The 26,718-nt window shown below is 51.8% G+C and carries 27 protein-coding genes; 7 read left to right on the top strand and 20 right to left on the bottom strand.

The window, feature by feature from the left end:
• The first annotated feature begins 60 nt into the window (after positions 1-60).
• The 5 genes from H7A79_RS02370 to H7A79_RS02350 all read left to right on the top strand — a co-directional run bounded on the left by H7A79_RS02370 (position 61) and on the right by H7A79_RS02350 (position 6,274).
• Positions 61-2,391, top strand: a complete 2,331-nt coding sequence (locus H7A79_RS02370) for an LPS-assembly protein LptD (RefSeq protein WP_187000939.1) — start codon at positions 61-63, stop codon at positions 2,389-2,391.
• Positions 2,388-3,344, top strand: coding sequence for a peptidylprolyl isomerase (locus tag H7A79_RS02365; protein ID WP_187000938.1), 957 nt, complete (start codon positions 2,388-2,390; stop codon positions 3,342-3,344). The genes H7A79_RS02370 and H7A79_RS02365 overlap by 4 nt, the downstream gene beginning before the upstream one ends.
• Before the next feature lie 215 nt (positions 3,345-3,559).
• Positions 3,560-4,012: a MarR family winged helix-turn-helix transcriptional regulator gene (locus H7A79_RS02360; protein WP_135035216.1), complete on the top strand. Its 453-nt coding sequence runs from the start codon at positions 3,560-3,562 to the stop codon at positions 4,010-4,012.
• Positions 3,990-4,850 (top strand): ABC transporter six-transmembrane domain-containing protein, encoded by an 861-nt coding sequence (locus tag H7A79_RS02355; protein ID WP_187000937.1) that lies wholly within the window; start codon positions 3,990-3,992, stop codon positions 4,848-4,850. The genes H7A79_RS02360 and H7A79_RS02355 overlap by 23 nt, the downstream gene beginning before the upstream one ends.
• Before the next feature lie 1,082 nt (positions 4,851-5,932).
• Complete coding sequence (locus H7A79_RS02350; protein WP_135035210.1) at positions 5,933-6,274, top strand: hypothetical protein; 342 nt, start codon at positions 5,933-5,935, stop codon at positions 6,272-6,274.
• Here H7A79_RS02350 and H7A79_RS02345 read toward each other — a convergent pair.
• The 6 genes from H7A79_RS02345 to H7A79_RS02320 all read right to left on the bottom strand — a co-directional run bounded on the left by H7A79_RS02345 (position 6,271) and on the right by H7A79_RS02320 (position 10,531).
• Positions 6,271-6,468 (bottom strand): hypothetical protein, encoded by a 198-nt coding sequence (locus tag H7A79_RS02345; RefSeq protein ID WP_187000936.1) that lies wholly within the window; start codon positions 6,466-6,468, stop codon positions 6,271-6,273. The two genes, H7A79_RS02350 and H7A79_RS02345, sit on opposite strands and share 4 nt — an antisense overlap.
• A gap of 10 nt (positions 6,469-6,478) precedes the next feature.
• On the bottom strand, positions 6,479-6,898 hold the full coding sequence (locus H7A79_RS02340; protein ID WP_187000935.1) for a DUF4189 domain-containing protein: 420 nt from the start codon (positions 6,896-6,898) through the stop codon (positions 6,479-6,481).
• A gap of 30 nt (positions 6,899-6,928) precedes the next feature.
• Positions 6,929-7,159 carry a hypothetical protein gene (locus H7A79_RS02335; RefSeq protein ID WP_187000934.1) on the bottom strand — a complete coding sequence of 77 codons (231 nt, stop codon included), beginning with the start codon at positions 7,157-7,159 and terminating at the stop codon, positions 6,929-6,931.
• A 781-nt stretch (positions 7,160-7,940) separates the two neighbouring features.
• Positions 7,941-8,453 carry a hypothetical protein gene (locus H7A79_RS02330; protein WP_135035201.1) on the bottom strand — a complete coding sequence of 171 codons (513 nt, stop codon included), beginning with the start codon at positions 8,451-8,453 and terminating at the stop codon, positions 7,941-7,943.
• Between the two features lie 287 nt (positions 8,454-8,740).
• Positions 8,741-9,376 carry a flavin prenyltransferase UbiX gene (locus H7A79_RS02325; RefSeq protein WP_135035198.1) on the bottom strand — a complete coding sequence of 212 codons (636 nt, stop codon included), beginning with the start codon at positions 9,374-9,376 and terminating at the stop codon, positions 8,741-8,743.
• A 393-nt stretch (positions 9,377-9,769) separates the two neighbouring features.
• The gene (locus H7A79_RS02320) at positions 9,770-10,531 is read right to left on the bottom strand and encodes a hypothetical protein (protein ID WP_187000933.1); all 762 of its coding nucleotides are present in this window, start codon (positions 10,529-10,531) and stop codon (positions 9,770-9,772) included.
• A 940-nt stretch (positions 10,532-11,471) separates the two neighbouring features.
• On the opposite strand from H7A79_RS02320, the gene pyrG reads away from it, so the two are divergent.
• Complete coding sequence (gene pyrG / locus H7A79_RS02315) at positions 11,472-13,100, top strand: CTP synthase (protein WP_187000932.1); 1,629 nt, start codon at positions 11,472-11,474, stop codon at positions 13,098-13,100.
• 990 nt (positions 13,101-14,090) lie between these two features.
• On the opposite strand, the gene H7A79_RS02310 is transcribed toward pyrG, so the two are convergent.
• The 3 genes from H7A79_RS02310 to H7A79_RS02300 form a co-directional block, all read right to left on the bottom strand.
• Positions 14,091-14,741 (bottom strand): IS1595 family transposase, encoded by a 651-nt coding sequence (locus tag H7A79_RS02310; RefSeq protein ID WP_187000931.1) that lies wholly within the window; start codon positions 14,739-14,741, stop codon positions 14,091-14,093.
• 271 nt (positions 14,742-15,012) lie between these two features.
• Positions 15,013-15,633, bottom strand: a complete 621-nt coding sequence (locus H7A79_RS02305) for a Smr/MutS family protein (protein WP_187000930.1) — start codon at positions 15,631-15,633, stop codon at positions 15,013-15,015.
• A gap of 68 nt (positions 15,634-15,701) precedes the next feature.
• The gene (locus H7A79_RS02300; protein WP_187000929.1) at positions 15,702-16,430 is read right to left on the bottom strand and encodes an SDR family NAD(P)-dependent oxidoreductase; all 729 of its coding nucleotides are present in this window, start codon (positions 16,428-16,430) and stop codon (positions 15,702-15,704) included.
• A 159-nt stretch (positions 16,431-16,589) separates the two neighbouring features.
• On the opposite strand from H7A79_RS02300, the gene H7A79_RS02295 reads away from it, so the two are divergent.
• Positions 16,590-17,000 (top strand): hypothetical protein, encoded by a 411-nt coding sequence (locus H7A79_RS02295; RefSeq protein ID WP_135034309.1) that lies wholly within the window; start codon positions 16,590-16,592, stop codon positions 16,998-17,000.
• A gap of 128 nt (positions 17,001-17,128) precedes the next feature.
• Here H7A79_RS02295 and H7A79_RS02290 read toward each other — a convergent pair whose 3' ends face one another.
• The 11 genes from H7A79_RS02290 to H7A79_RS02240 all read right to left on the bottom strand — a co-directional run bounded on the left by H7A79_RS02290 (position 17,129) and on the right by H7A79_RS02240 (position 26,673).
• Complete coding sequence (locus tag H7A79_RS02290; protein ID WP_187000928.1) at positions 17,129-18,079, bottom strand: IS110 family RNA-guided transposase; 951 nt, start codon at positions 18,077-18,079, stop codon at positions 17,129-17,131.
• A gap of 837 nt (positions 18,080-18,916) precedes the next feature.
• Positions 18,917-20,056: a zonular occludens toxin domain-containing protein gene (locus tag H7A79_RS02285; protein WP_187000927.1), complete on the bottom strand. Its 1,140-nt coding sequence runs from the start codon at positions 20,054-20,056 to the stop codon at positions 18,917-18,919.
• Positions 20,056-20,340, bottom strand: a complete 285-nt coding sequence (locus H7A79_RS02280; protein WP_187000926.1) for a DUF2523 family protein — start codon at positions 20,338-20,340, stop codon at positions 20,056-20,058. Before H7A79_RS02280 ends, H7A79_RS02285 begins: the two co-directional genes overlap by 1 nt.
• Positions 20,341-20,351: 11 nt before the next feature.
• Entirely contained in the window at positions 20,352-21,752 is a 1,401-nt protein-coding gene (locus H7A79_RS02275; RefSeq protein ID WP_187000925.1) for an IgG-binding virulence factor TspB family protein, read from the bottom strand.
• Positions 21,753-22,332: 580 nt separating this feature from the next.
• Entirely contained in the window at positions 22,333-22,647 is a 315-nt protein-coding gene (locus tag H7A79_RS02270) for a hypothetical protein (RefSeq protein WP_187000924.1), read from the bottom strand.
• Between the two features lie 19 nt (positions 22,648-22,666).
• Positions 22,667-22,909 (bottom strand): hypothetical protein, encoded by a 243-nt coding sequence (locus H7A79_RS02265; RefSeq protein ID WP_187001759.1) that lies wholly within the window; start codon positions 22,907-22,909, stop codon positions 22,667-22,669.
• A gap of 201 nt (positions 22,910-23,110) precedes the next feature.
• Entirely contained in the window at positions 23,111-23,308 is a 198-nt protein-coding gene (locus H7A79_RS02260) for a hypothetical protein (protein WP_434968539.1), read from the bottom strand.
• A gap of 3 nt (positions 23,309-23,311) precedes the next feature.
• Positions 23,312-23,608: a hypothetical protein gene (locus H7A79_RS02255; RefSeq protein ID WP_187000622.1), complete on the bottom strand. Its 297-nt coding sequence runs from the start codon at positions 23,606-23,608 to the stop codon at positions 23,312-23,314.
• 54 nt (positions 23,609-23,662) lie between these two features.
• Entirely contained in the window at positions 23,663-24,988 is a 1,326-nt protein-coding gene (locus H7A79_RS02250) for a replication initiation factor domain-containing protein (protein ID WP_187000621.1), read from the bottom strand.
• On the bottom strand, positions 24,985-25,191 hold the full coding sequence (locus tag H7A79_RS02245; protein ID WP_187000808.1) for a hypothetical protein: 207 nt from the start codon (positions 25,189-25,191) through the stop codon (positions 24,985-24,987). The genes H7A79_RS02250 and H7A79_RS02245 overlap by 4 nt, the downstream gene beginning before the upstream one ends.
• A gap of 411 nt (positions 25,192-25,602) precedes the next feature.
• Positions 25,603-26,673, bottom strand: coding sequence for an AI-2E family transporter (locus H7A79_RS02240; protein WP_135034310.1), 1,071 nt, complete (start codon positions 26,671-26,673; stop codon positions 25,603-25,605).
• Positions 26,674-26,718: the final 45 nt, after the last annotated feature.

The raw sequence follows: 26,718 nt of genomic DNA, 5'->3' as shown, positions 1-26,718 counted from the left end.
TGATTTTTCAGGTTAGAATAGCCGCTATTCTAACTGGCAAAACCGATTTAAGGTGAGACTTTGGTTCGTTTATTTTCATTAAAACCGGTGGCGCTCGCCCTGGGCATGGGTTTCGGCGCAGCGGCATCGGCTCAGGCTTCAGACGGCCTGCCGCTGGGCGATACCTGCCTGACATGTACGCCCGAAAAACTGAAAAACGCGGCAGCGGCATATGCCATACCGGAAATCGAACGCAGCGGCGGTCAACCGCTGCCCGCCGACTACACCCGCATAACTGCCGATTCGGTGGAGGGTCAAACCAACGTTAAAGTGCGCGCCGAAGGCGGTGTGATAATCGAGCGCAACGGCCAGATATTGAACGCGCAATGGGTGGATTACGACCAAGCAGCCGCAACCGTTACCGCCGGTGAAACTTTCGTGCTCTACCAAAACGGCACCACCGTTACCGGCGAAGGCGTGCAATACAATCTGGCCGAAGGCACCGGCACCGCGCACAACACCCGTTTGGAAAGCGAGCAAAACGGCCGCCGCCTCCAAAGCGTGAGCGAAACCGCCGAAATGCAGGGCAACGGCCGCTACAAACTGACCAACACCCGATTCAATACCTGCTCGCCCGGAGACGCGGGCTGGTATATCAAAGCCAAAAGCATCGAGGCCGACCAAAACACCGGCATCGGCGTGGCCAAAGGCGCTTCGCTGGTGTTCGGCGGTGTGCCCGTTCTCTACACGCCGTGGGCGGATTTTCCGCTCAACGGCAACCGCAAAAGCGGCCTGTTGGTTCCCACTGTCGGCCTCGGTTCAGACGGCCTGGAGCTGGATCTGCCCTATTACCTGAACCTCGCACCCAATTACGATGCCACCATCACCCCCGGCGTTATCGGCAGCCGCGGCGCGCGCCTCGGCGGCCAGTTCCGCTATCTGCAGCCGAAATACGCCGGCCAAATCGAAGGCACCTGGATGCCCGATGACCGCAAAAGCGAACACAGCAACCGCTACCAGTTTAAGTTGAACCACAACCAGCAGTTCACTTCCAAGCTCAGCGGCGGAATCGACTATAACCGCGTTTCCGACAACAATTACTACCGCGATTTCTACGGCCAAGACGACATCGCCGCCAATGTCAATCTCAACCGCCAAGTTTGGCTGAACTATAACGACACTTTATGGAATGGCGCGTTCGATGGCCACTTCACCGTGCAGAAATACCAAACGCTGGCCAATATCTACGGCTATAAAGACGAACCCTACGCCATCATGCCGCGCCTGCAGGGCGCTTGGAACAAAAACATCGGCAATGCCCAAATAGACGTATTCGGCCAATTCACACGCTTTGACCACAACAGCAAACAATCGGGCAAACGCGTGGTGGTCAAACCCAGCGTGAAATGGAACTTCCACAACTCATGGGGTTATATCCGCCCGAAAATCGGCGTACATTCGGCATATTACGATTTGGAAGCATTCGGCGGCAAACCTTCCCGCACCGCCGGCCTTACCCTGCCGGTGTTCAACATCGACAGCGGCATGACTTTCGAGCGCAAAACTGCGTTTTTAGGAAGCAGTTATCTGCAAACGCTGGAACCGCGCCTGTTTTACAACTACATCCCCACCAAATCGCAAAACGACCTGCCCAACTTCGACACCTCTGAAAACAGTTTCAGCTACGACCAACTCTTCCGTGAAAACCTCTATTCGGGCAACGACCGCGTCAATTCGGCCAACAGCGTTTCCACCGCTGTGCAAACCCGCCTGCTCACCCCCCGCAGCGGTGCCGAACTGTTTCGCGCCGGCATCGGCCAAAAATTTTACCTGAAAAACGATAACGTCCAGCCCGACGGCAACATCGGCCGCTACCCGCGCAACCGTTCCGACTGGGTGGCATTTGCCAACGGCCAAATCACCGACAGCATCCGCATCGACACCGATATCCACTACAACCAAAACGAAAGCCGTGCCCAAAGCTATTCGGCCGCCCTGCTCTATCATCCCGGCCCCGGCAAAGTATTAAGTGCGCGTTATAAATACGGCCGCAACGAAAGAATCTACCTGCAAGACAACGGCGTATATTTATACGACAAAATCCGCCAGATAGACTTGGCCGCCCAATGGCCGCTTACCCGAAACCTTTACGCCGTTGCCCGCTATAATTATGAGATGCAGGGCAGAAAACCGATTGAAATGCTCGCCGGCCTCGAATATAAAAGCGGCTGCGGCTGCTGGAGTGCCAGCGTTGTCGGCCAACGCTACGTAACCGGCCTGAACAGCACCAAAAACGCCGTATTTTTCAACCTGCAGTTGAAAGACTTGAGCAATATCGGCAACAACCCCTTCGAAAAACTGCGCTTGGCCGTTCCCGGCTACAGCAAAACCAACGAGGTAGTCAAACCATGAATTTCAAACCCCTGATGCTGGCCGCCGCTCTCGGCTTTGCCCTGCAAACTGCACCAGCCGCCGAAATCAAGCAGGTAGACGGCATTGCCGCCGTAGCCGGCAGCGAAGTCATCACCCAGCGCGATGTGCGCCAAGGCATGGCCGAAGCCCGCAGCCGCTTGGGCAAAAATGTTAATGAAGCCGAACTGCGTACCCAGGTGTTGCAGCAGCTGATCAACCAATCACTGATCGTTCAGGCCGGAAAACGCCGCAACATCACCGCCGGCAATGCCGAAATCGATGCTGCCTTAAGCGATATCGCCCAATCCCGCAGAACCACTATCGAGGGTCTTTATGCCCAAGCCGCCCAAAGAGGCGTGAGCAAAGCCGCCGTGCGCCGCAGCGTTGCCGACAGCATCATCACCCAAAAAGTGCGCCAGCAGGCCGTGATGCAGCAAAGCCGCGTGAGCGATGCCGAAATAGACAGCATGATTGCCCACGCCAAGCAGCAAGGCGCCGCCCTGCCGCAAGGCGAGCCTCTGCGCCAATACCGCGCCCAGCACATTCTGCTGAAAGCCGAAAACGCCAACGCCGCCAAAGCCGCTGAAAGCGGTATCCGGAAAATCTACAACCAGGCACGCAGCGGTAACGATTTTGCCGCCCTGGCCCGCCAATATTCGCAAGACGGCAGTGCAGCCGGCGGCGGTGATTTGGGCTGGTTTTCAGACGGCCAAATGGTGCCCGAGTTTGAAAATGCCGTACACAGCCTGAAACCCGGCCAAATCAGCCGCCCCGTGCGCAGCCAGTTCGGCTGGCACATCATCAAACTGAACGATGTGCGCGAAGCAGGCACTCACGAAGAACGGCAGCGTGAAGCCGTACGCCAATATATCGCCCGCCAAAAAGCCGAGCAGGCCACCGCCAACCTGCTCAAAGAACTGCACGAAAACGCTTATGTAGAAATCCGCCGCTGATCAGCCTGCAACATACGGCAGCAACCGCGGCAACCAGGCCGTCTGAAAATTTTCAGACGGCCTGTTGTTTCCCTGTTATCGGTATCCATTCAAATCAAAAACCTGTTTCCGCCGTTTTAGTTTGATAAGACTTTGTCGGGTTAGGCCAACAGTCTTTCTAAAAGTACAATATCAGACTATAATAGTACTATATTGTACATTATCAACGCACCATCATGAACCCTTCCCCTTTCGATGCCCTTGCCGAAACCTGCGCCACATTATTGGATGTTTACGTCCGATGGGCAAAACAGCGCGGCTTGAGCGCCAATGAATTTTTCGTGTTATACCAAATCGGTCGGCACGGCTCGGCCACGCCCAAAGAAATCGGCGAAGAATGGCATTTGCCCAAACAAACCGTGTCATTCGTCTGCAGGCAGTTGGCAGAAAAAGGCTGGCTGCGCACGGAAGCCGACCCGCACGACAAACGCAGCAAGCGGCTGTTTTTAAGCGAAGCGGGCGCAAGCCGCACCCTGCCGATGGTTGCCGCGCTTCACGCGCTGGAAACACAAACCGCCGAACTGTTCGGCTTGGAAAAATTAAACCAATTAATCAAGCAGCTTCAACATTTGCAGCTCGTTTTCACCCAACAGGCAGAATGGAATCATGGCAATCAAAGCAACCGATAATTGGCAGGCGCTCAAATACCTTGCCCGCCACAATCAAAAACGCCTGCTGTTCACATTCGGCCTGGTGGCGGCGGAAAACATCCTCTATCTGACCTACCCCTTGTTTTCCGCATTCGCCATCGATGCAATGGTGCGCGGAGAAATATTCAAAGCATTGTTATACAGCGTATTCGTGTTGGCCGCGTGGAGCTTGGGCGCACTGCGGCGCAGCGTGGATACGCGCGTGTTTGCCAGAATGTATGCCGATTTAACCGTGCCCGTGATTATGCGCCAACGTGCGCAAGGTGCAGACACCTCAGCCATCAGCGCACGGGTGATGTTGTCGCACGAATTGGTGGATTTTTTTGAAATCCATTTGCCCACATTGATTATGTCCGGCTTCTCTTTGATCGGCGCGGGCATAATGCTGCTGTTTTTAGAATTTTGGGCAGGCGCGGCCGCAGCGGCTGTATTGCTGGTATTCGGCCTGATGCTGCCGCGCTACGCCCAAACCAACGACAGCCTCTACGCCCGCCTAAACAACCGCCTGGAAAAAGAAGTCTGCCTGATTGAAAACGCCGGCCGCGAGCAGCTGCAAAGGCATTACCGATACACGGCACGCTTGCGTATCCGCCTGTCTAACCGGGAAGCACTGGGCTTTTTATGGATAGGCGTGGCCATGGCGGTCGTGTTCGGCACAGCGGTTATACAGTTGGGCAGCCGCACCGTAAGCGCGGGGCACATCTATGCGGTGATGACGTATTTGTGGACATTTGCCGTTGCATTAGACGACGGCCCGCGCCTGCTGGAAGAATTTTCCAAATTAAAAGACATCGAAAAACGGGTGGATACCGAATAACCATAACGCAAACAATATATTGAATCATCAACGCCGTTTGCGTATCCAACCGGCAACCAAGCCGTGCCCTGCTTTTGCGGGCACTTTTGTATTCGGGGTTGTTTATTTTCAGCATTATTTGTTGATATTGTGAAACCGTAACGGGGTTTGTCGTATTCCGTTTGGTTTTCCCGGCTTTCAGACGGCCGGGAAAGGCGTTCAAACGGTACGCATACGCAGCCGATGCCGGCATACGGTGCCCCCGTGCCCGACTCCTGTCTGAGTTGGAAATGCGCGGCCTGCCGTTTATGGCGGTGCCTGACGGACTTTGTTTGAGGTCAAATCTGGAATAGCTGCCGATTGGCAGGGCATCTTTGTTTTGGCCGTTATGGCCGGCGAAAGTACGGCGGCGTTTACTTGGAGGGACTTTGTTTGGGATCGAGCCCGGTAATGTGCAGTCTGCCGTTTATGGCGGTGCCTGATAGATTTTGCTTGGAGTCAAACCCGAGATGGGCTGCCGGTTGGCGGACTGTTCTCGATGTCAGCCGTTATGGCCGGCGAAAGTACGGCGGCGTTTCCGCCCGTGCCCGCGATGGTTTTCAGACGGCCGCGGGCTTGGTTGTATGCAGGATTTCAGCGGTAACGGGCTTTGGGTTCCCCGGCCGAAGCGGCAGGCCGTTTGCCCAATGGTTGCTTTAAACATCCCCACCGGTGCGGGCATTTCGGCATTGGCGCCATCGTTTGACACGTTGAAAGGCTTCAAATCCAGTTTGAGCCCCTGTCCCCAGGACCGTCTTCCGCACAGGCCTTCTGAAAGCTTTTAAGATTTCAGACGGCCACATAATACAATTAAGAGGCATGTTAAGATAAGTGTGAACCTATACGCTGTAGAACCGCTACCCCGCTTTAAAATGAGCCAAAACAAGCCGTAGTTCGTATCAGCATGGTGGTGCGGACGATGCCGCCATTATTTTGAAAGTGGATCGGCTTATGGGGAAAAATCTGTTTCCGGCGGGCTGCAGACAACAGAGGAATACAGATCCGCTCTGTTGCTGCTTTGAGGGTGTATAAAACCATTATTTTTGCACTAAGACGCAGAAGTAATGAGCCATGCTTCTCCTCAGGCATTGCTGCCGGGCATATTACCACGAGCTTTGCATTGTTCGGCGGATTCGAAACTGCAGCGCTGCTGTTCGGTTTTCAAATCCAGTGGCGCGGGCACAAGTCGGCCGTTTTCCATGGCTACCGCTGGTGAAACAGCGGCTGTTGGTGTGGCGAAGGGCTCTCGCGGCTATTCTGTGCCTTTACGCCTATGCCCGCTTCCGGCGGGGTGCAGCCCGCATATCTGCAAGATGCTGTTTTCTATTATAAAAATTAAAAAGCACTTTTTATGGCAAAAAATGTCATTGAAAAGCGCTTTATACCGTGTATTTTTAGCATTTTAGGGCGTAACCGAACGGCATCCTTGCTGATAGATACACTCGATCACGGTTGCAGAGAGTGCGGCGGGCGGCGAGACGGCGTTTTGCTGCCGAGCGGCGCGTGTGGAGCTGGTATTGGATGCACCGCTGCCATGATAGGGAGCGGCAACACAGCCGCCGGGCAGCAGCGCAAAACAAACGAGCAGTTTCAGGTTCATGGTTTTATCCTTATCGCAGGGTTTTGGTGGCATTGGCGCAACTTTCGCCCGCGCTTCCTCTGGTTTCACGGCTTCGCGGGTTTACCGCGCTGTCGGCGCGGCAGTTGGCAAGCGCTGCCGCCTCGGCTTGTTCTTTGGTATGCACAACGGCCGCCGAGGGATAAAATCGCTTGCCGCGTCCGTTGCGCAATTTACCGGCCGCTACCGCACCGCACATGTTGCGGTAGGCAAAGAGCGGTCGGCAGCTCTCGTGAGCGTGCGCACCGCTGTCAAAGCACAAGCGTTGAGCATTTTTGGCGGCGGCACCGGCATCGGAGAGGCTGTCGTAGCCGACCGTGCCGGGTGAGGAGCCGCTGTCGGCAAAAGCGTTAGAATTCAAGCCGATGTAAATAAAGCCGAAGTTGCCGGCAGGATGCCATTGCGGGTGCAAGTGTTGCGGAACAATTCCCTGCGCGGCGGTTTATTGTGCTTTCGCCTGTCCGCCGGACGAGTGCGAGGTGTTTTGCCAACAGCCATAACCGTGGATATCACCGCAATGTGTGAGATTGTGCTGTATTTGCCCCATGAGCTGCCGCTGTTGGAATTGTTGTTCCTGGTAAGCGGCCTGCCAGCTTTGCAGAACGTGCGCGGGCGTATTCTGCGCGAGTGCCGCCAGCGGGGATAACGCGAGAAACATCAGGAGTTTTTTCATGTTTTATCCTTTTATTTTTATAATGTTTTTCAGCGGAATCGGTATTTCATTATAGTAAGTAAAAAATGACGATATGAAGCACTCAGCATTGCTTGTTTGTTTGATGGCCGCAAGCCTGGCAGCCGCAGTGGATATTGGAGTGCGCGGTGATTGTATTGTTGGCGGAAATCATCGGTGATGCAGTCGGAGGGACTGACCGCCGGGTTGTGCCGGCTGCGTTGCAGGGTATCTTGCATGGCGGCGGTGATGTATTCGTTATCGATGCCGGCTGAAAAAGTAGCCGGCCTTCCCGCATAAACCGGCTCTTTAAAAAGTAACTTTATGAAAAGGTAACTTTATCTGCCGAAAGCATAACGCAGTAATGGCTGTAGCGGCCGGCGCAAGTATAGGCAGGTTTGGCTGGGCAACTGGAGCAAATCGCTGCCGTGGACATTGCCGTTGAAATCAGCCTTGCCGGATGCCATTAAAACCGACATTTGCCATTCTTGTTGGCATTTTGTTTGGATCTATATGCCCATCATTACTGCTTCTTGATCGCTTGATGGTTAGTAGGCCGTCTGAAAAAGCTGTACATCGCGCCGTTGCGGCAATGCGGCGTTATATTGAATCAGTGAATCCGCTTTATTTTGGTTTCGGCGTGACCGTGCCTTGCCGCACAGGCTGTAATGTTTGCAGCCTGCTTTACTGAGAATGTGTGAATCCGCCATCCCTGCAAACAAGATACCGATTGCGCCTGCCCGGCTATGCTGCCCTGCCCAACATTTCAATCATGTGTTGATGGTTAAATCTCAAAAACAGGCAACTGTTTTTTCAAGGCCAAGCTGTTGGCAACGATATTGCCGCAGTCGTGCATGCTGCACTCAGTTTCCGCAATCAGCAGATTAGCGGGGCGGCCTGCATGCAGGCTCATGCGGATTTCGGCAGGAACAAACGGCAGTTTGCGGCACGCGGCAAAAGCAGCGGCACGGCGGTTGGCCGATTTGAGCATAGGCATGAGGGTAACATCGAGATGGAAACGGCGCACCCCCAAAACAAGGATTCGGGCGGCAAACCAATCGGCTTCTTCGGTAAACACAGCAGGGCTGCGGCTGTCAAAATCATAACGCATGGCGGCAATCAGCGCGGCAACGGTGCGGATTTGCGGCAGCAGCGCCTCACTCACTTGGATACCCTCGGTTTCCGGCAATGGGGCTGCGCATAAATCGTTGCGGTGACCGTTGCCGTCCACAACCAAATGGAGGCGGTGTAAAACGGCAGATTGTGTGTGTGCGGTGCAGGCGACGGCGGTTTTCATATTTTGCTCCTGTTCAGTATTTTTTATCTGTTTACAGGCGGCGGGGTTTGTTAAAACCAACAAAAAAGCCGCCTGAGAAATCTGGCGGCTCTGTTTCGCATTTGCTTAAAATTTATCTGTTTCAGACAAGCGCAAAAAAGTACCGCACGTTTGTGGGGTACCAATAAAAATAAGCAAAGGAGCGAATGTTTGAAGTGTTCATGCGGTCAATTTAAAACAAAGCGTTGGAAATTGTCAATACCCATTGTGAAAATACTGCAATAATTTTGATAATTTTTTTGTAATAACTATATTTTATTTTCTCCCCATTTCGGTATCAGGGTATGCGGAATACGCAGTTGGTCGAGAATACGCGCCACCACAAAATCCACCAAATCACCAACCGATTGCGGATGGTGGTAAAAACCCGGGGCAGGCGGCACAACCACCGCCCCCAAACGTGCAAGCGTTAAAAGGTTTTCGAGATGCAGCGCCGACAAAGGGGCTTCACGCGGCACCACCACCAGCGGGCGGCGCTCTTTCAAACACACATCGGCAGCACGTTCGATTAAATGGTCGGAAGTGCCGTGTGCCACCGCCGCCACCACACCCATGCTGGCCGGGCAGATAATCATGGCATCGGCGGGATTGGTGCCTGAAGCAGGCGGCGCAAACCACTCGTCTTTGCCGAACACCCGCAATTGCTGCTCCGAAACGCCGTATTTTCCACATAAAAATGCTTGGCAGACCGAAGGCGATGAGGGCAGAGAAAGGCCTGACTCCTGCTGTGCCACCACCTGTGCAGCCTGGGAATACAGCAACCACACGGTTTTACCGCTTTGCAGCAGGCATTCGAGCAGGCGGATGCCGTAAGGCATGCCCGATGCACCGGTGAAGGCCAAGGTAACGGTTTGTATTGGTAGCGGATGCGGCTGAATAGTCATAGACGGCTTTTGCTTATAAAAGCAGTTATTATAATACGGGTTGCGTTTTCAGACGGCCTGCCGATTTCTGTATCACACCGACAGTATATCGAATCATCAACGCCGTTTGCGTATCCAACCGGCAACCAAGCCGTGCCCTGCTTTTGCGGGGCGCTTTCGTATTTGGTATTGTTTATTTTCAGCATTATTTATTGACATTGTGAAACCGTAACGGGATTTATCGTATTCCGTTTGGTTTTCCGGCAGGTAGAAAGCGGCGGCGGCTGAGGCAGATTTTCTCAATTCCACACCCAAATCAGATAAACTCAAACCGCTGCCGTTTTCAGACGGCAACGTACCGAGACCGCGCCCGATACCCTTGGCAACAGAAGAAATCGCACCACCCCCGGCAAATTATCCTTGGTGTACGTTCAGCTCCAATGCGGTTGCAGATTTTTTGTGCGAAGTCGAAAACACATTCAGTTTTGCGCTCTCTTTTGCCGCTTCGCTTTCAAACCTTTCATGAAATTTTGGCAATTGCTTGTTTTTACTGCCTTTCATGCCTGCAGCATGATTCCCGATGCAGTTGTTACTATTAAGACAAGAAAGCGCGCCGCGCTTCGCGCTTTGCGCCGCTACGGCGCATACATCACAGACGCAGCCCAAAACGCCCGAAAAAGCGGACGTTTGGCGGTACTGGCGGCATTCGGGGCAGCAGCGGGTACTCATGGACACACCCCCCGCTTCAATCCAAGATTGGCCGCCTAATTTGCAGGCCGGCAAAGCCAAATCGTGATGGATTTGGCCGGCAAACCCAAAACCATGCGGGCATGGGTTTGCAGGTTCGTTTTTTGTGAGCATGATTTTTCCGGCTTCGATTAGCTGCAGATTCCAACCGCCGCCGAAACGGGCGGGGTCGGGTTTGGTTCCGTACGTTCTGCACGCCATCTCAAAACCCCTATACGGCCTATGTGTTTTAAGCTGAAACATCATCGTATAAATACGCTGCTCCTGCTTAACAGCATCTTTCAGGCTTTTGGCCGTTCTGGTCGGAAGTTCGCTATAAATTCCATCTTTTCCGGTTTTCCGAACCGCCAGCCTGCCTTTGTCATAGGTAGCAACTTCGCACAAAGTCGGACGGTCGGAGTTACCAATACGCACATAAATATTTCTCATCTCACGAATCCTTAAATAATCAATAAATTAATAAAATTATTATAATTAAAACCCCGCTTTTGCCATCATGACAGTCAATCAGTTTCTTAACGGCCATACGCCCGAATGTGTCGGCTCCGGACAGGGTTTTATTAGGCAGGACAGGGTTTCGTATAGGAAAATTGACGGTTTGCAGGCAAACGCAATCATGGTTCGACTCACGGAATACGCGGACGGTGCAGGATTTGGGAAAGCAGGCTGGAGCTTACCGCACTGATGCGGCGGCGAGTGTTTGGCTGGAGGAGGGCAAGGGTGAGGCATGCAAGAGTGAGGCGGGTAACGGTTTATAATGAATCGGGTTTGTTGAGGGGAGGAATGTCGAAATGCCCCTTTTTCTTGGGGCAATATCAGGTTATCAATATTCCTGTCAGTACGGCTGCGGCTCAAAATACCCCCTTTTCCTGAGGGCAATATCAGGCCGTCTGAAAGTTTGGCAGACGGTTTTCAGACGGCCTTGGTTTTTTATTTTAAGCGCGGGCGGACGGAAAGGCCGTTTGAACACTCACTTTCGAATACTCTCTTTCAATCACTCCCCTTTGCCCCCCCTTTTAAACTGCTCTTTTGAACACGTCCCTGGGCAGGTGAACACTTCCCCGGCAGGCAGCCCAAGCTGCTGTGTTCAGACGACCTGTGTTTTATCAAGCGCGGGTGGTTGGAAACTTTATGGTGTGTTCAAGCTCCTGCACTGATGCGGGGTGCGCGGGCAGTTAAGGCCGTCTGAAAACGCTCTTGCCGGTTTCAAAATGTTGGACGGCTTGCGGATTGACTGCTGCGGCCGGAAATTCTGCATGGTTTGGAATGCACGCTGGGGCTGCGCAGGAGTTTTCAAACGGCCTGTCCTTATTGAAACCCTCCTCCCTTTCAATGTAAAATCACGCATTCAAAACGAGCGGTAAAAATCATGACCAAGTTTATTTTCGTAACCGGCGGCGTTGTATCTTCATTGGGTAAAGGTATCGCCGCCGCTTCTATTGCCACCATTCTCGAATCACGCGGCTTGAGCGTTACCATGCTCAAACTCGACCCCTATATCAATGTCGATCCCGGCACCATGAGCCCGTTTCAGCACGGCGAAGTGTTTGTAACCGATGATGGAGCTGAAACCGATTTGGATTTGGGCCATTATGAGCGCTTTATCAATGCCACCATGCTGCGCCGCAACAGCTTCAGCACCGGGCAGGTTTACGAGCAGGTCATCGCCAAAGAGCGTCGGGGCGACTATCTTGGCGGCACCGTGCAGGTTATCCCCCATATCACCGATGAAATCAAACGCAAAATCCACGAAGGCGCGGGGGGCTGCGATGTGGCCATTGTCGAAATCGGCGGCACGGTGGGCGATATCGAATCGCTGCCGTTTCTGGAAGCCATCCGCCAGATGCGCAGCCAGCTCGGCCGCAGCAATACTTTATATGTGCACCTGAGCTATGTGCCCTATATCGCTGCCGCCGGCGAAATCAAAACCAAACCCACCCAGCACTCAGTGAAAGAATTGCGTGAAATCGGCATCCAGCCCGATGTGTTGATCTGCCGCATGGACCGCACCCTGCCCGAAGAAGAAAGGCGAAAAATCGCCCTGTTCTGCAATGTGGAAGAACGCGCGGTGGCCGGCAGTTATGATGCCGACAGTATCTATGAAATCCCGGAAATGCTGCACAGCCAAGGCATCGACAACATTATCTGCGAGCAATTGCAGCTCAATGTGCAGCAGGCCGACTTAACCGAGTGGAAGAAGATTGTTTACGCCATCAAAAATCCCAAACACACTGCTAAAATCGCCATGGTCGGCAAATATGTGGATTTGACCGAATCCTACAAATCGCTGACCGAAGCCCTGAAACACGCCGGCATCCACACCGAAACCGATGTGCAGATTACCTATGTGGACAGCGAGGCTATCGAAAAAGAAGGCACCGCCTGCCTGCACGGCATGGATGCCGTTCTCGTGCCCGGCGGCTTCGGCGCGCGCGGCGTGGAGGGAAAAATTGCCGCCGTTAAATATGCGCGCGAAAACAATATTCCTTATTTGGGCATCTGCCTGGGTATGCAGATCGCGCTGATAGAATACGCCCGCAGCATGGCCTGCCTGCAAGGGGCAAACTCCACCGAGTTCGATCTGAAAACCCCTTATCCCGTTGTGGCACTTATCGATGAATGGCAAACCTCAGACGGCAGCATGGAAAAACGCGATGAAAATGCCGATTTCGGCGGCACCATGCGCTTGGGCGCGCAAGAAGTCGAATTAAACCCCGACAGCCTTGCCGCCAAAATCTACGGCAGCACCGAAATCAAAGAACGCCACCGCCACCGTTACGAAGTAAACAACAACTTCGTGCCCGCGCTGGAGCAGGCCGGCTTGGTGGTCGGCGGCGTATCCGCAGGCAGCGAGCGCCTGGTAGAAACCATCGAGTTGCCCGGCCACCCGTGGTTTTTCGCCTGCCAGTTTCACCCCGAATTCACCTCCACCCCGCGCAAAGGCCACCCGCTGTTCACCGCCTACATCAGAGCCGCACTGATGAATAAAAAAGCCTGATACGGCCGAGAAGCCTCAGCCAACCAAACCCATCAACTCCGAAGCACTTGCACCATCATGCCCGGGCTTACCCTTGTACGACATAACGGCAATGCTTCCAAGCTGAAACCAGCCTGCTGCAAAAGCCCGAGCACCGTTAAAGCCAAAAGCACCCTTGTTTGGGGGTGTTTTTTGCTGCCTCAACATTTCATTGCCGGGTTTCGGTATATTCAACCAACAACCGATATATCTCAGCACTGCCTTATTTTTTCACTGCAAAACAGCAGGCCCCAACCGGCACAAGGCAGCCACAAAGGGTACCAAACCGGTTCTGCTGCCGCTTGGCGGCCGGCAAAACCGCTATCTTTAACCTTTGAACCGAGGTACGGCAACACCGTAATGGAAATCATAAAAAGCCCCGCTACCCAGAATCCCATTCTCTTAAAATCACAACATCACCTGCCGACCTTGCGCGTATCCACTTCCTTTGCCGGATTTTATCGGTTCAGCCATATCAGGTATATGCCGAAACTTTTACAAAATTCATTTAGTCCGCCTGAAAGCTGTGAGCTGTCCCCCAATACTTAGACAAGTTAAGAATCTTTCTCAAACAGCCTTTTCAAGTCGGATTCTGTCGACTACAGAACCTGGCTTTTTTAAGTTTAAACTAATCCATTCATGTTTCAGTGTGAAACCCTCCATCGGCGCATTGTCCCAACAATTGCCTTGTTTAAACGGTTTGGTAGCTTTGGCAGCGTACCCTCCTTTTCGTTGAGGGTTTTCATGTGTTTTAGGCAGTCGTTCTGCGCCATCATGTACCCCAATTCTTCAATCAGCCGATAAGCGGCTATCCAACGGTGCAGGTGTGTGCGTGAGACGTTGAAGTACCATTTGGTGCGCTGTTGGCTGTGCACTTGGTGATAATAGGGTGCGGCTTGGTACTTGAAGTTGGGCGTGTATTTGGACTAGAAAACAGCACCTTTATAAATATAAAGGGGCTGTCCTAGATAACTAGAACAAATCCTGCTTTACTAATTGTTTTAAAATAGAAATTTGAAATTTTATCTCACTGTTGTTAAAACGCCATTCACACTCTTTCAAATACAGTTCAAAATGCTCTTTGGGAATGCCGTTAAACTTGCGTAAATGGCGTTTTGCTTGGTTCCAAAAGTTCTCAATTCCGTTAATGTGATTTTGTCGCTCAGCAAAATGTGTGCTGTGATTGATCCGAAAATGTGAAAATTCGCTCACATCAAGAACGTCATAACTTTTGTAACAATCGGTATAAACAATGCTATCAGGCTTCACTTGCTCGCGGATAATTGGCAATAAAGTCGCAGTTTGTGTATTGGGTACGGCAACGGTGTAAACCTTACCATTACGCTTCAAAAGCCCGAATACAGCCACTTTGCCAGCCGCACCGCGACCACGTTTGCCTTTGCGTTGTCCGCCAAAATAACTTTCATCAACTTCTACTTCACCATCAAGCATTTCCAGATGCGGGCTGTTGTGATAGATAAGTAAGCGCAAACCGTGGAAGTAATAGGCAGCGGTATTTTTATTGACGCTAACTAATTGCGCCGCTGTGCGAGCGGTAACACCTGCAACAAATAGTTCAATCAGTTTGTTTTGCTTGTACTGACTTAAACGACTTTTTCTCATAGGGATTATTCTAACCTGAAGTTAAATTTCCCTAGTTATCTAGTACAGCCCCAATATAAAGTTGGAGGAAGTGTTTAACTTTCAAAGGTACTGTTCAGCATTTCAGACGGCCTAAAAGCTTCCCAATACCGGGCAGCAAACCCAACCGAATCAACCAAGCCCAAACCGGTTCCGCCGATTCAACAATTGGTATAAACGCTCTCTTCGTGCGCGGCAATGCCGCAGCTAGGCTGCGGGCTCGGAGCGGCAGAGGTGTGCGCAATCTCCCTCCCTAACTTTCCTGCTCCCATGGGCGGTTGCGTTTCAGCAGAATCCTCACCGCACCATCGTTGCCCGGGCGCGGCTCGGCATAAGCCAGCACATCGGGATGGGCCATCAGCCATCGGCGCACCAGATTTTTCAACACGGGCCGATAACCCGAAGATCCCAAGCCGCTGCCGTGCACGATTTCGCCGCACACACCGCGTTTTTGGGTAAACACGATAAATTCGTTCAACACCTGCTGCGCCTGCTCCTGCGTATAGCCGTGCAGATCAACATCTGCCACCACCGGCCAATGGCCGCTCTGCAACCGGCGGATATCGTTTTTACCCTGCCCGTTTTTGCTGAAGGTTGCAGGCGGCTCGCCGGTACCGCCGCCACCCACATAAAAATAATCTTCCGCCGCCAAAGCGTCTGCTTGGGCTTGGCGCGGCCTGATGGGTGATTTGTCGCGCGGCGGCGTGTAGCAGCCGCTGTTTTTCAGCGGGGTAACGCCAGCCATTTCTTTGGCGAAATCCACTTGCTGCGCTGCCTGCCTGCTTGCCGCCGCCTCTGCCTCGGCCTGCATTTCGGCGGCCTGCTTGGCCTGTTTGCCCAATTTTTTCAAAACCGATTGGAAATCGTTGCTCATAAGGGTTGCTTTCTGTGTTTGGGTTTTCAGACGGCTCCGAGGCCGTCTGAAAACATGGTATCCCGCGCCTAACGCAGGCGGCGCACATCATCGATAATTTCTGCGCCGAAATGCCTGTCGGCAATGATTGACGCAATTTCGGCGGCGGCTGCCTGCGGGCTGCTCAGGCCGCCTTCGGATTTCAGGTTGAGAAAACGCTGCACCATCGGGAAATCCGCTTCATGCGCCCGGCGGATTTCGCGCTGCATATCGGTATCGACCACGCCCGGGGCAACCGATGCGATATACACGCGCGGGTGCCGTTCGGCCGCAATGCAGCGGGCGTGGTGGTCGAGCGCGGCTTTGGCGGCGCCATACACGCTCCAGCCCGGATAGGCATTGCGCCCTGCCCCGCTGCCGATATGGGTGATTTTTAAAACTGCCTGCCCGGGCTTGCAGGCAATCAGATGGTTGGCCAGCAGCATCGGTGCGGTAATGTTGAGCGGCACGGCGGCGGCGATTTCTGCCGCCTGCTGCCGCCCCGCCACCGCATTGGGTGCAACCGCTGCAGCGTTGTTGATTAAGACGATTTCGGCTGCGTCTGCAACAAACTGCTCCAAAGCACCGCCCGCCAACCAGGCGCAAAGCGCGGCGGTGTCGCCTAAATCGATTGGCTGCCGCACCAGTTTTTCAGACGGCCTTAAACACACTTGCCGCCGCGCCAAACCCAATACGCTGCAACCGGCCTGAAGATAGTGTTCGGCCAGCGCTTTGCCCAAGCCGCTGCTGTAGCCGGTGATGATGGTTTTGGTGTCCATAACAAATTGCCGGTGGTGTGGAAAAACTTATTTTAACGCTCTGCAGGCGGTTTGGCTAAGGCCGTCTGAAAACGGGCGCGGTATCCAAAACAGGGGTTTTGCGGTATATTTGGAAGCCTTGTGTGGCAAACCGTTTCCAAAACCTACCGAGGAGCTGCGATGTTTAAACGCCCTGAAGAGTTGATTGTGGCTGTGCTGGCCGCCTTGTGGGTGGTGTTGGCCTATCTGGCCGCCGATTATCTCGGTGCCCCCGCGCAAACCAAGTTGCTGATTTCTGCGCTGACGCTGATTTGTACCGCCCTGTGCTTCATACTGTGGCAGCGCAACCTGAGCCGGGCGGTTTGGCCGTTTTTTCTGGGAATGCTGACCGCCTGTTGGTGGCCTTATCTCGATTGGATGGCGGTGCGCGATATTCTGGTGCCGGGCGCAGAGTCTTCGGCCATTATCATCAACAAGCCCTGGTATGCGGGCTGGACTTTTAAAACCATTCTTGCCGCCGCGCCCGTGGTGCTGGGCTATGCGGTAAAGTGGAAACTGCACAGCAAACACAAGCATAAAGCGGTGGATTAGCCTCGGATAGAATCTTCAAACAACCAAAGATAGTGTGTGCAAGTGTCAATGCCGTTAGTGTATTCTTTCGGCAACAGCCAAGCCCTGCCCTGCTTTTGCAGGGCATTTTTCTGTTTGTCATTGTTAATTTATGTTGTTAATCCGTAACGAGATTTATCGTATTCCGTTTGGTTTTTCAAAATGTGGAAAGCGATAGTCAAGAGCTTTCGCATAATTGCAACAATGATAAGTTTCGGCGGTTTTTTCTTGGCTTTCAGACGGCCTATAAAGGCGGGAAAGGCGTTCAGGCGGTAGGCAACCAATGCGGGCATATATAAAGCCGCCCGTGCCTGGCTTTTGCCTGTTTTGGAAATGCGCGGCCTGCCGTTTATGCTGGTGCCTGATTGGTTCTGCTTGGGGTCGAGACCAAGATAGGCGGCCAGTTGGCGGGCTGTTTTCATCTTGGCCGTTATCGTGGCCAACAGCACGGCGGCGGCGTTTTCACCTATGCCTGTGATGGTTTTCAGCCGCTGGCGGTTTCTGTTGTAATCGGGATTTGCTTTGTAGAAGCTCTGCAAGTCTTTTTTAAGCATCTGCAAATGGCTGCTCAAGTAGTCTATCGTTGCCTTTATGTGCCGTTTCAGGTAATCGGGGGCGGTTTGATACTTGGTCAGTTCTGCTGCCCTCTGTTTTTTGACGCGGGCTATATAGCGGGTCAGTTCCTGAAGCTGTTTTTGTGCCTGTGTTGGCCGTTGCCATGCTTCGGGATTCATAGCCTTGCAGTAGCGGGCGATGAGTTTTGCGTCTTGTTTGTCGGTTTTGCTTCTTTGCAATACAGCGTTTGCGAAGCCTTTTATTTTTCTTGGGTTTTCCACACTCATTTTGTAATGGCCGTTAAGATATTCTGCCAGCGGTTCATAGTAGGTTCCTGTTGCTTCGCAGCAGCAATGCAGGCTTGGGTTGGCGTTATGGCCGTTTAGCCATGCTTTCAGCTTGACATAACCGGCGGGACTGTTACTGAACCGGTGTTCATAAAAAAAGCCGTCTGTTATCAGACAGCAGTCTATAGTTGCTTTGCTCACGTCTATTCCCAAGTACATGGTGTTTTACCTTATGAATACAGGCTTTGCGCCTTAGATAGTGTTCAAACTTGCTCATGCGGTAAGCCCCCGCTTCAATCTTTGGTACATGTTTTAAACATCGGCCGTACTTGCGAAGTCGGGGGCTTTGCGGCGCGGGCAGCTAATCCGTGCCGCAAGGAAATTTTAATCGGGTTTGTTCCATCTGCCAAACGTTACCGAAACGACCCGTTGCGCTGTTTTTTAATCTCTCCGTTACGCTTCACGGCTACGGCATGGGGGTTTTGCGCGATTTAAAAACTGCCCTGTGAATCCTGCAAGGGGTATTCATAAAGACTGCGTCTTTACAAACCTTCCCCATTGCAGGATTCACAGGGCAGTTTTTGGGCAATCGCACCCCCATACCGCAGCCGTTCCGCACAGAGAGCTTAAAAAAAACAGCTTCACTAGACATTTTCCCCCCGCCCGAACCGAAACCACCCAGAGGCGCGGGGGCAGAGCAGAGAAGCAAGCAGAGGGGAAAGATGTTAATGGTTATTGTAGCCCGGCAAACGGCCACGCGATTTAAACAACTGAAACAGAAAGGAAACGGTATGATTTGATTTTGAATGATTGACAATTTGAACCAAGCAGGCGGGGATAGCAAAAATCCCCAAGCGCGAACTAGGGGATTTTACTTTCCTGCCGATTTTTAATCCAGCAGGAGATTTTAAAATGCAAATAACCTTGAGAATGGGAAAGTTGCTTTTAACAGTCAAAATTGACGTTAGAGTTATCTTAGCGTTGATTATGCTGTTCAGTCAATAACCCGCCAAATAAAGGCCGTCTGAATTGTTTTCAGACGGCCTTTTTGCGGTTTTACGGCCTGAACTGTTCCCCTGCTTCGACATAGCCGTCATACATCAGGTTTGGCGGGCTTTTTCCGCCCATTACCAGCACTTCCCCGCCCGGTGCGGGGCTGACTCCTTGCGCGGTTTCAGACGACGTGTATGGGACGGTTGCGGTGTCTTTGTAGGGATTGAACGGCAGGCCGTTTTTTACATAATCTTTGCACATCTCAGCGGTTACCTCTTTTAACTGTGTGGCCTGATCCGAATAACAGGTACAGCCGCTTTTTCCGCCTGAAATACAGGCCGCGATGCGTTCATAGGTTTTAACCTGACGTACTCCGTCATACAGGGGCTTGCTTTCGGGCTTTTCGGCCAACGTCGGAACAAACATATCCGGCGATAAGCTGCGCCCCTGCTGGACTTGAGGCAGTGCGTTTTGGGGAATTAAGTTACCCGTTATGACATCCGATGCGGCCTTTTCGGTTACATTCTCAACCACCCCGCCCGCCTTTTCCTGATAGCCTTTGTACATTTTATAACCCATAAAACCAACCAAACCCAGAATACAGGGCAATATCAGCAACATGGCAATAATGACGTAATACCATCGGCTTTTAATGTGTTTATGTCTAGTGTGTACTTCGGCAGATTTATAGTAGTTGAATACTTCCTGCCTGATTTTATGGCTGGACGATAAAGCATTGCGGCTTTGCGCCGTCGGGTTGGTTGCAACTTCGTTCCATTCCAAGCGGGTTAAGCCGCCCATTTTGTTTGCGGCGATATGGATATGTTTGTTTACCACTTCACGCAGGTTGATATCGATGATTTTGGGCGATTGGGTAATCAGGATCATATCTATGCCGTAATGGCCGTGAACGTTGAGAAAGGCAACGTTTTCAGGCATCTTGGAACCGTTGGAGCGCGTAGGGTAAAGATACTGGACTTCGTCATAAATCACGACCGAGCCGATATTTTCTTTCCATTTCAACCATACGTGCATATCTTCCCAACTGTGGCCTTCAGGCGGTTTGTGATGCTCAATCTCAAGGCCGTTGATGTTGGAGAATATTTTTCTGCCTTTGTAGAAATCATCAAACATCAGCAACTCAACGGCAAAAGCGGTTTTGCCGATACGGGGTTTGCCCGTTATTAATGTAATCGCCGCCATTATGATGCCTTTCTGCCGAAACCGATTTTGGATAGTGTTTTGAACGTTACGACAAAGGCGAGCAGGCCAAACATAATATTCAAAACCACACCGCCGCCGGCGATATAAAACAACTGGATTGCACCGGCGGGAATCGCGCCCATTTCGGATATAAAGCGGTTTTTAAGATTATCCAAGAGCAAATCAAAACCGACATAGGTAACGATTGAAACGCCGAGAGCGGTAAAAATATACCTGACAACATGATTAATTAAATACGGTGCCAATGCGGCCAAGAATTTCATTTTTTATCCCCTTATGCGTTTTCTCTTACGACACGGACCACAAAGAACGAAGCGACCAACCAAGCCATGGCAATAATGAACGGACGCATTAATGCGGCCAAATCACAAGCAGGCTGCAAACTGATTGAATAAGTGCCGCCTAATGCTGCAAAAGTTACCGGTTCGGGACATTGACCGTTGTCTGCAAAAGTATTATCAGGTGTGAAATTAAGATTGACCGTTTCCTCGGGTATCGGCAAATCAGGTTCTTCCGCTTCGGGCTGTTTGTCGCACGCCAAAATATCGGGAAATACATTGCACAATAAGCCGCCATCTTGTTTTTCATCCTGTTTTTCGTCTGATTTTGGGTCGGGCTTGTCTTTTTTATCCCCACTAGGATTGTCTTTCTTATCGGTATCTTTCTTGGGCAGGGTTTCGGTGCGGGTGTTGCCGTCTGTTTGCGGCGAGCCGCCCGGGCTGATGCCCGGGCTGTTGGAATTGCCTGAGTTGGGCGAACTGCCGGAGCTTGGAGCGTTGCCCGGCTTGCCCGAACTGCCCGGGCTTGACGAGGGGGCGGTCGGGCTCTTCGGGGTTAAATCGGCGCGCGGCGTTATCCTTACCGTTACGTTTGTTTGGCCGTTGGCGGTATTGAATGTTACCGTGATCTGCTTGGGTTGGCCGTCTGAATCGGTATAGGGGCCGATGGTTACGATGGTGCCGTTGGGTACGGTTACATCGGGGCTGGTCTGTACGCCGGGAACATTGCCTTTTTCATCGGCGGTTGCATTGACATAAGGGGTGGGGTTGTTGTCGGCCAAAGGGCCTATGATGCGGTCAAATTCGGATTGGGTGATCGTTTGGGTGGTGTTTTCATACCACCGCCAGTTACCCGCGCTTCTGCCGTAATCGGTATCGGAAACGGCGGTACAGCCCCTACCCATTGGGGTAGGAACCAAACGGTAACCGTCTTCGGGCTTGTATTCAGGTAAAAGTGATTGCCAGTGCTTACGGCAGATTGCATCACGGATCGGGCGTAAATGTTCCCAAGATTTTAAATCCAACTGTCTTGAAATCTTGCCCAAACCGACACACTCTACTTCTTTCCATTCGTTCGATGTTGGCGGCGGCGGTGCCAACAGGCAATATTTATATTCTTTGTCGGTTATGAAGTTTGACTTTTCGGCATCCCATCTGTAATCGTTTGCTTCCAAAGTCGGGGCAACCAAGTCATAGGCGGTTTTGGCAACCGTTGCTGCGGTGATTCCCCAGCCGACCGGGCCGCTGCCTACACCGGCAGCAAGGCGGCCGCCTGCAATGGCTTTGCCCAGCAGGTTTCTTAGGACGGTTTGGCGGGGAACGGTGGAAACTATACGGGCGGAAACGGAAGAGGAAGCAACCATACCTGATGAAGCATGGCGAACTTTCAAAGACATATCATGAGCCGAAGAATATTCTTTATAAAATAAATCCCCTTTACCAGTAACATATTGCCAATTACGGATTCCATTTTGATTAAAACCGGAAACAGGAATCCGAACCCTGCCCCCAGAATCCTGAACAAGTATCTCCGGCTCAGCAGCAAAGGCAAAACTTGAGGAAAAAAGAACATTAAGGAATAGAAAACTCCTTAAAATACATCGAACGCGGATGATAGACATGGCAAACATACTTATCAAATTTAATCATTAATACAGACGAATCAGGAAACAAAATCTCCAAAAAATCGCTATCAAAACGTTGATAGAAATTTTTGAACATTTCTACATCTATACCTTTAACAAACATATTTTTTCTAGCCAGTTCCTTATACATAATCAACGCCATCGGCAAATTGCGATAAATATGCGAACTTTGCTGAAATTGAGTAATATGAAATTCACTAATAAACATTTAAACCCCACTTTCTAACCATAGTTACAGTTTTGCGAAAGCAGGAATTTAACACGTTTTCATATCTAAAAAAATACCAGCATCACAAGACACACCGCCCCGAAGCCGTACAGAAACCAAAAATCAACCATCTTCCCCATTTCCCCTGTCTGCGTCCAATTGTTCAATCAGGTTTTTCAACACCCTGAATACAAATATCAGTACAACCAAACCCAACAACGGAGCAGCCGTCATAGCACCAAACTGTATTTGCGAAGATATATCGCAAACCGGAAAGCTCAACTGAATCTGGTTATCCCCCAAATACCAATACTGGCCTGTTTTGACCGGCCTGATTAATTGGCCGTCTGCCGTAACGGCAGGCGGCAATTGCGACAAAACGTAGTCATGGGCAAGCTCAGACGTTTCCAAACATTGGTTTCCGACACGATAAGCCACAATTGCCGCCTTTCAGCCGTTATTTGGCGGTTTTAACCATGCTAAAAGCCATACGGAAGCCCTGCATCAAAACGATTACCGACAAAACGGCAGCGCCGATTGCCGAAACCATAACGGCAAATTTGGCAATTTCGGTTGCCACTTGGGTACCGATGCCCGAAATATCCGTGCCATCGGCCAAAGCGGCAGCGGAAGCGGTCATCAAAGCAGCACCGGCTAAGGCGCGATTGCCATATTTTTTCGATACGTTGATAACTTTCATGTTTTTTTCCTTTTAGGTTGAAAATTAAGTGAGTATGCGGGCTGTGTGAAGATAATCAGACCGCCCGCTGAGCCTGAAACTTGTTATTGAATCAGCCGTAGAGATACCAAGCGGCAAAAATTAAGACGGCAAGGCAGAAAACCAGCCCGCCCAAACTCAGCTTCATTGATAACGGCATTTTTTGCATACTCATAGCACACCTTACATTTCAGTCATAAAACCAAAGACGATAAAGTTGTCGCCTATCTCTTCTAATGCGGTTTCCACGGCTTCGTTTCTGTCGAAGAAAAAGCCCGCTTGGTTGATAAACGGCGTATGACCCACATCACCCGTATCAGACGGGTATAGGAAATCCCCTGTTTCCCGAGACTGCACTACATAAACGCGGGTTATCGTCATGGTTTAACCTTTGCTTTGTGTTCTTGGCCGAAAACCGATGATTTTCAGTTTTTGGCTTTTGCCGTTGGTTACCAGCTCAACGTTTAAATCGGCTTCAAAGGGAAATGATGCGCCTTTGAACTGTTCAAAGTTAATAGAGCCGCCGTAGTCGTATTCCGATGCCGAGCTGCCTAAAGCGTTGCCCTGACTCGCATCAAGCGGGGTGGAGACGATAACGCGGCAGTAATCAAAGGTTTTGCCGTCTATTTGGCCGTTGAAGCGCTTTACACCCATAATTTGACCTTGAATCTGCATCTGCATGATGGTTTTCCTTTCATAAATACACTGCACTTTCAGGCGGCAGCGTTCTGCCTTTTAAAACTTGCCGGAATATTGGTGATACGCCCAAGCCAAATAATCTTCTTCGTGCTTGTCTGAAATCAGCTTGGTCATTTTGCGTTTCTGTTCCAATGCCATTTCAACCAGCATTTGGGCGGATTCACCCGGTTTCAGACGGCCTTCATCTTCATGAACGGCGGGTGCGTGATTGAATTTGGCCGCGTAGTTTTCCATACTCAAACGCTTGGGCAATAAATCGTGTTCGGGTTCGAACATAGCCAGTATTTCGGCAGGCTGTTTGTTCGGAAACATGGATTTGGCGGCATTGATAGCGCGCCCGACTTGGTTTCGGGCGACTTCAATACAGCGTTCGAAAGTCAGATCGAGTACCTTTTTAACGGTTTCAATCCGTTGGGCTTTCTCTTGAAACTGTGAACAAATGGGATAGGCCCCGCCGAAGTATTCGCCCGGCACGGTCAGCACTTCAAAGGGAATAACAATATCTTTGGCTTTGAATTCGATTTCAAAACGCACCCACGGGCTTTGTTTGTCGCCCAACTGTTTGCCTTTTTCATACACGCGAACGTATTTGGACGATTCGCGCGAGCCGACATAGTAGGTTTTGCCCTTGCCGTTGTTGGATTCCCAATCGGTACCGACCGATTCGCCATCGGGCATCATGCGGTGATTGGTGAACTTGCCCGCCAGCCGGTCGGCTTTGGCCTGTTCGGGCGTGTATTCGCCGTTGAAAAAGTCTTTGGCAATATCGATGCGGGTAATCTTCGGGCGAACGGCTTGGGTGATGAACCGGTAAAGGCGGGATTCCCAGCCGTCTGAAGCGGCATTGCAGCCGGTGGCGGTAAGCTCTATCAGCATGGTGTTGTTTTGGCCGCCGAAGTGGACGCGCCCGTATTGGGCGTTATCGGTTCCCATCAGCCAGCAGGAATCATAGAAACGCCCACCCGTATGTTTGGCTTTTTCGGTAATGCCGAAGCCGAAAATATCGTTTAACGCCATTGATGCACGGACAATATATTCATCATCGGAAACGAGCGGATAACCGGCCAGCAGCGACAAAGTATCTTCGTGGATTGAAAAACTGATTTGGTCGATAAAGGCAGAATCTGCCTTACCGCGTCTTAACGGAATTTCCAGCAGACGGCCTTTGGAATCGGTCAGAAAGTGGGTGTATTTTTCAAACGCTTCCTGCTCCGCGCTTACGGCCGCTGCCGTTTCTGCTCCCCCCCCTGTTAGATAAGGGGGGCGCCATACCGGCGCATGAAGCCGCCTTTGGCGCGTCGCAAAGCCGCCGCCACCAAATACGGCTTCACGCGCTTTTTTTGCTTTGTCTTGGCTAATCATTCGGCAGACTCCCTATCCATGATTTGGCGCACGGCCAAACGCCCGTATTCGCAAGCCTGATTGACGGTTTTGACACGGTTCAGAGGATTGCAGATAGGAAAACAGACAGTACGGCTCGGATTGTCGTCTTTAAAAATGCGGACGATGTAGGATTTGGGGAAAAGTTCGGGTTCGGGTGTTACGGTGTAGTAGGCTGATGACATTTCAGACCCCTGAAAAATTCTGTTGTTCCGATTTGTCAAGGGGTATAATGTAAAAATACACCCCTTTTCTTGGGGGCAATATATAAGGCCGTCTGAAAATTTCAGACGGCCTTTCCTTTGGGTTTCAGACGGCCTTTGGGGCATCTTCCTGCGCCGGCACATTTTCCGCCAAACGGCAGGCCGCAGGCGGCACCAACCGTATCCCGCTATTTTTTGCTGCCGCCCGGCGGTTTTCAAAACCATTCTCTCCGTGCAAAAGCGCGGTAACGGGCAGATTTGCTGCGCCGTGAATCTGCCCGGCTTGAAACCTTGCCGCTTTGGCCCTATCCTGCGCCGTCTGCAGCATGCCCAGTGTCAAAAATGTAAAATGTGCGAAACCCCACATCGGTTGCGGCGGCACCCGGCAGCGTGCTATTTATGGTTGTAAAACCAGCTTTTGAAATACATATCCGCCCCTTCGCGCAGCAGCACCAGCGTAACCGCCGCCAGCGGCAGGCCGACCAGCATACCCACAAAGCCCATCAGCTGCCCAAACGCCATCAATGAGAAAATCACCCAAAAAGGCGAAAGGCCGATACGGTCGCCGACAATTTTCGGCGTGATGAAGAAACTCTCTAAAAACTGGCCGGCGGCAAACACCGCCCACACAATCAGCAGCCCCTGCCACGAGCCGAACTGCAACAGTGCGGCAACCGAAGCCAGCAGCAGGCCGGTAAACGCGCCCAAATAGGGCACAAACACCAAAATGCCGGCAATCATACCGATGGCAAAGCCCGAATCCAGCCCTACCAGCATCAGGCCGGTGCCGTAAATCAGGCCCATAATCAGCATCACCATCAACTGCCCGCGCAGAAACTCGCCCAGCACCTTATCCATATTGCCGCTGATGCGCACATAACTGTCGAGAAAACGGCGCGGCACCAGCGCGCGCACGCCGCGCGACCACCGCTGCCAGTCGAGTAAAAAGTAATACAGCAGAAACGGCAGCAGCAGCAAATTAGAAAGCCCTGCTGCCACATTGCCGCCCTGGCGCAGCAAAGTGGGGGCGGCTTTGCGCAGCGCATTGCTCAATTCGCCTGTGTGCGACTGCAACCATGCGCTCACGCTCTGCACATCGATTTCCACCTGCTCCCCCGCCAGGCGGCTCACCCACGGCAAGAGCCTGTTTTGGACAAACCCCACAATTTGGGGCAGGCGCTCGACCAGATTGTTAAACTGGTTAACCAGCATCGGCACCATAATCAGCACCAGCGCAAAAAGCGCCGCCAGCGACAATATCATCACCACCATCGCCGCCGGGGCACGCTTGATACCCCGGTTGCGCAGCTTTTCCACCAGCGGGTTCAGAATATAGGCCAAAACCGCCGCCACAATAAACGGCGTGAGAATATTGCCCAGCGCATAAACCAACCAAATAAAAACGGCAGCCACAGCTGCGGCAGCGAACCACGGCTTGCTGCCTCGAGTTTTTTTGCGATACATAAAAATGATTCATTACCGGTTTTCAGACGGCTCCAAGCATACCAT

The organism is Neisseria musculi (assembly GCF_014297595.2).
GTDB lineage: Bacteria > Pseudomonadota > Gammaproteobacteria > Burkholderiales > Neisseriaceae > Neisseria > Neisseria musculi.
Note: the sequence above shows the minus strand (reverse complement) of the source record. Positions and strands in the feature narration are given on the sequence as shown.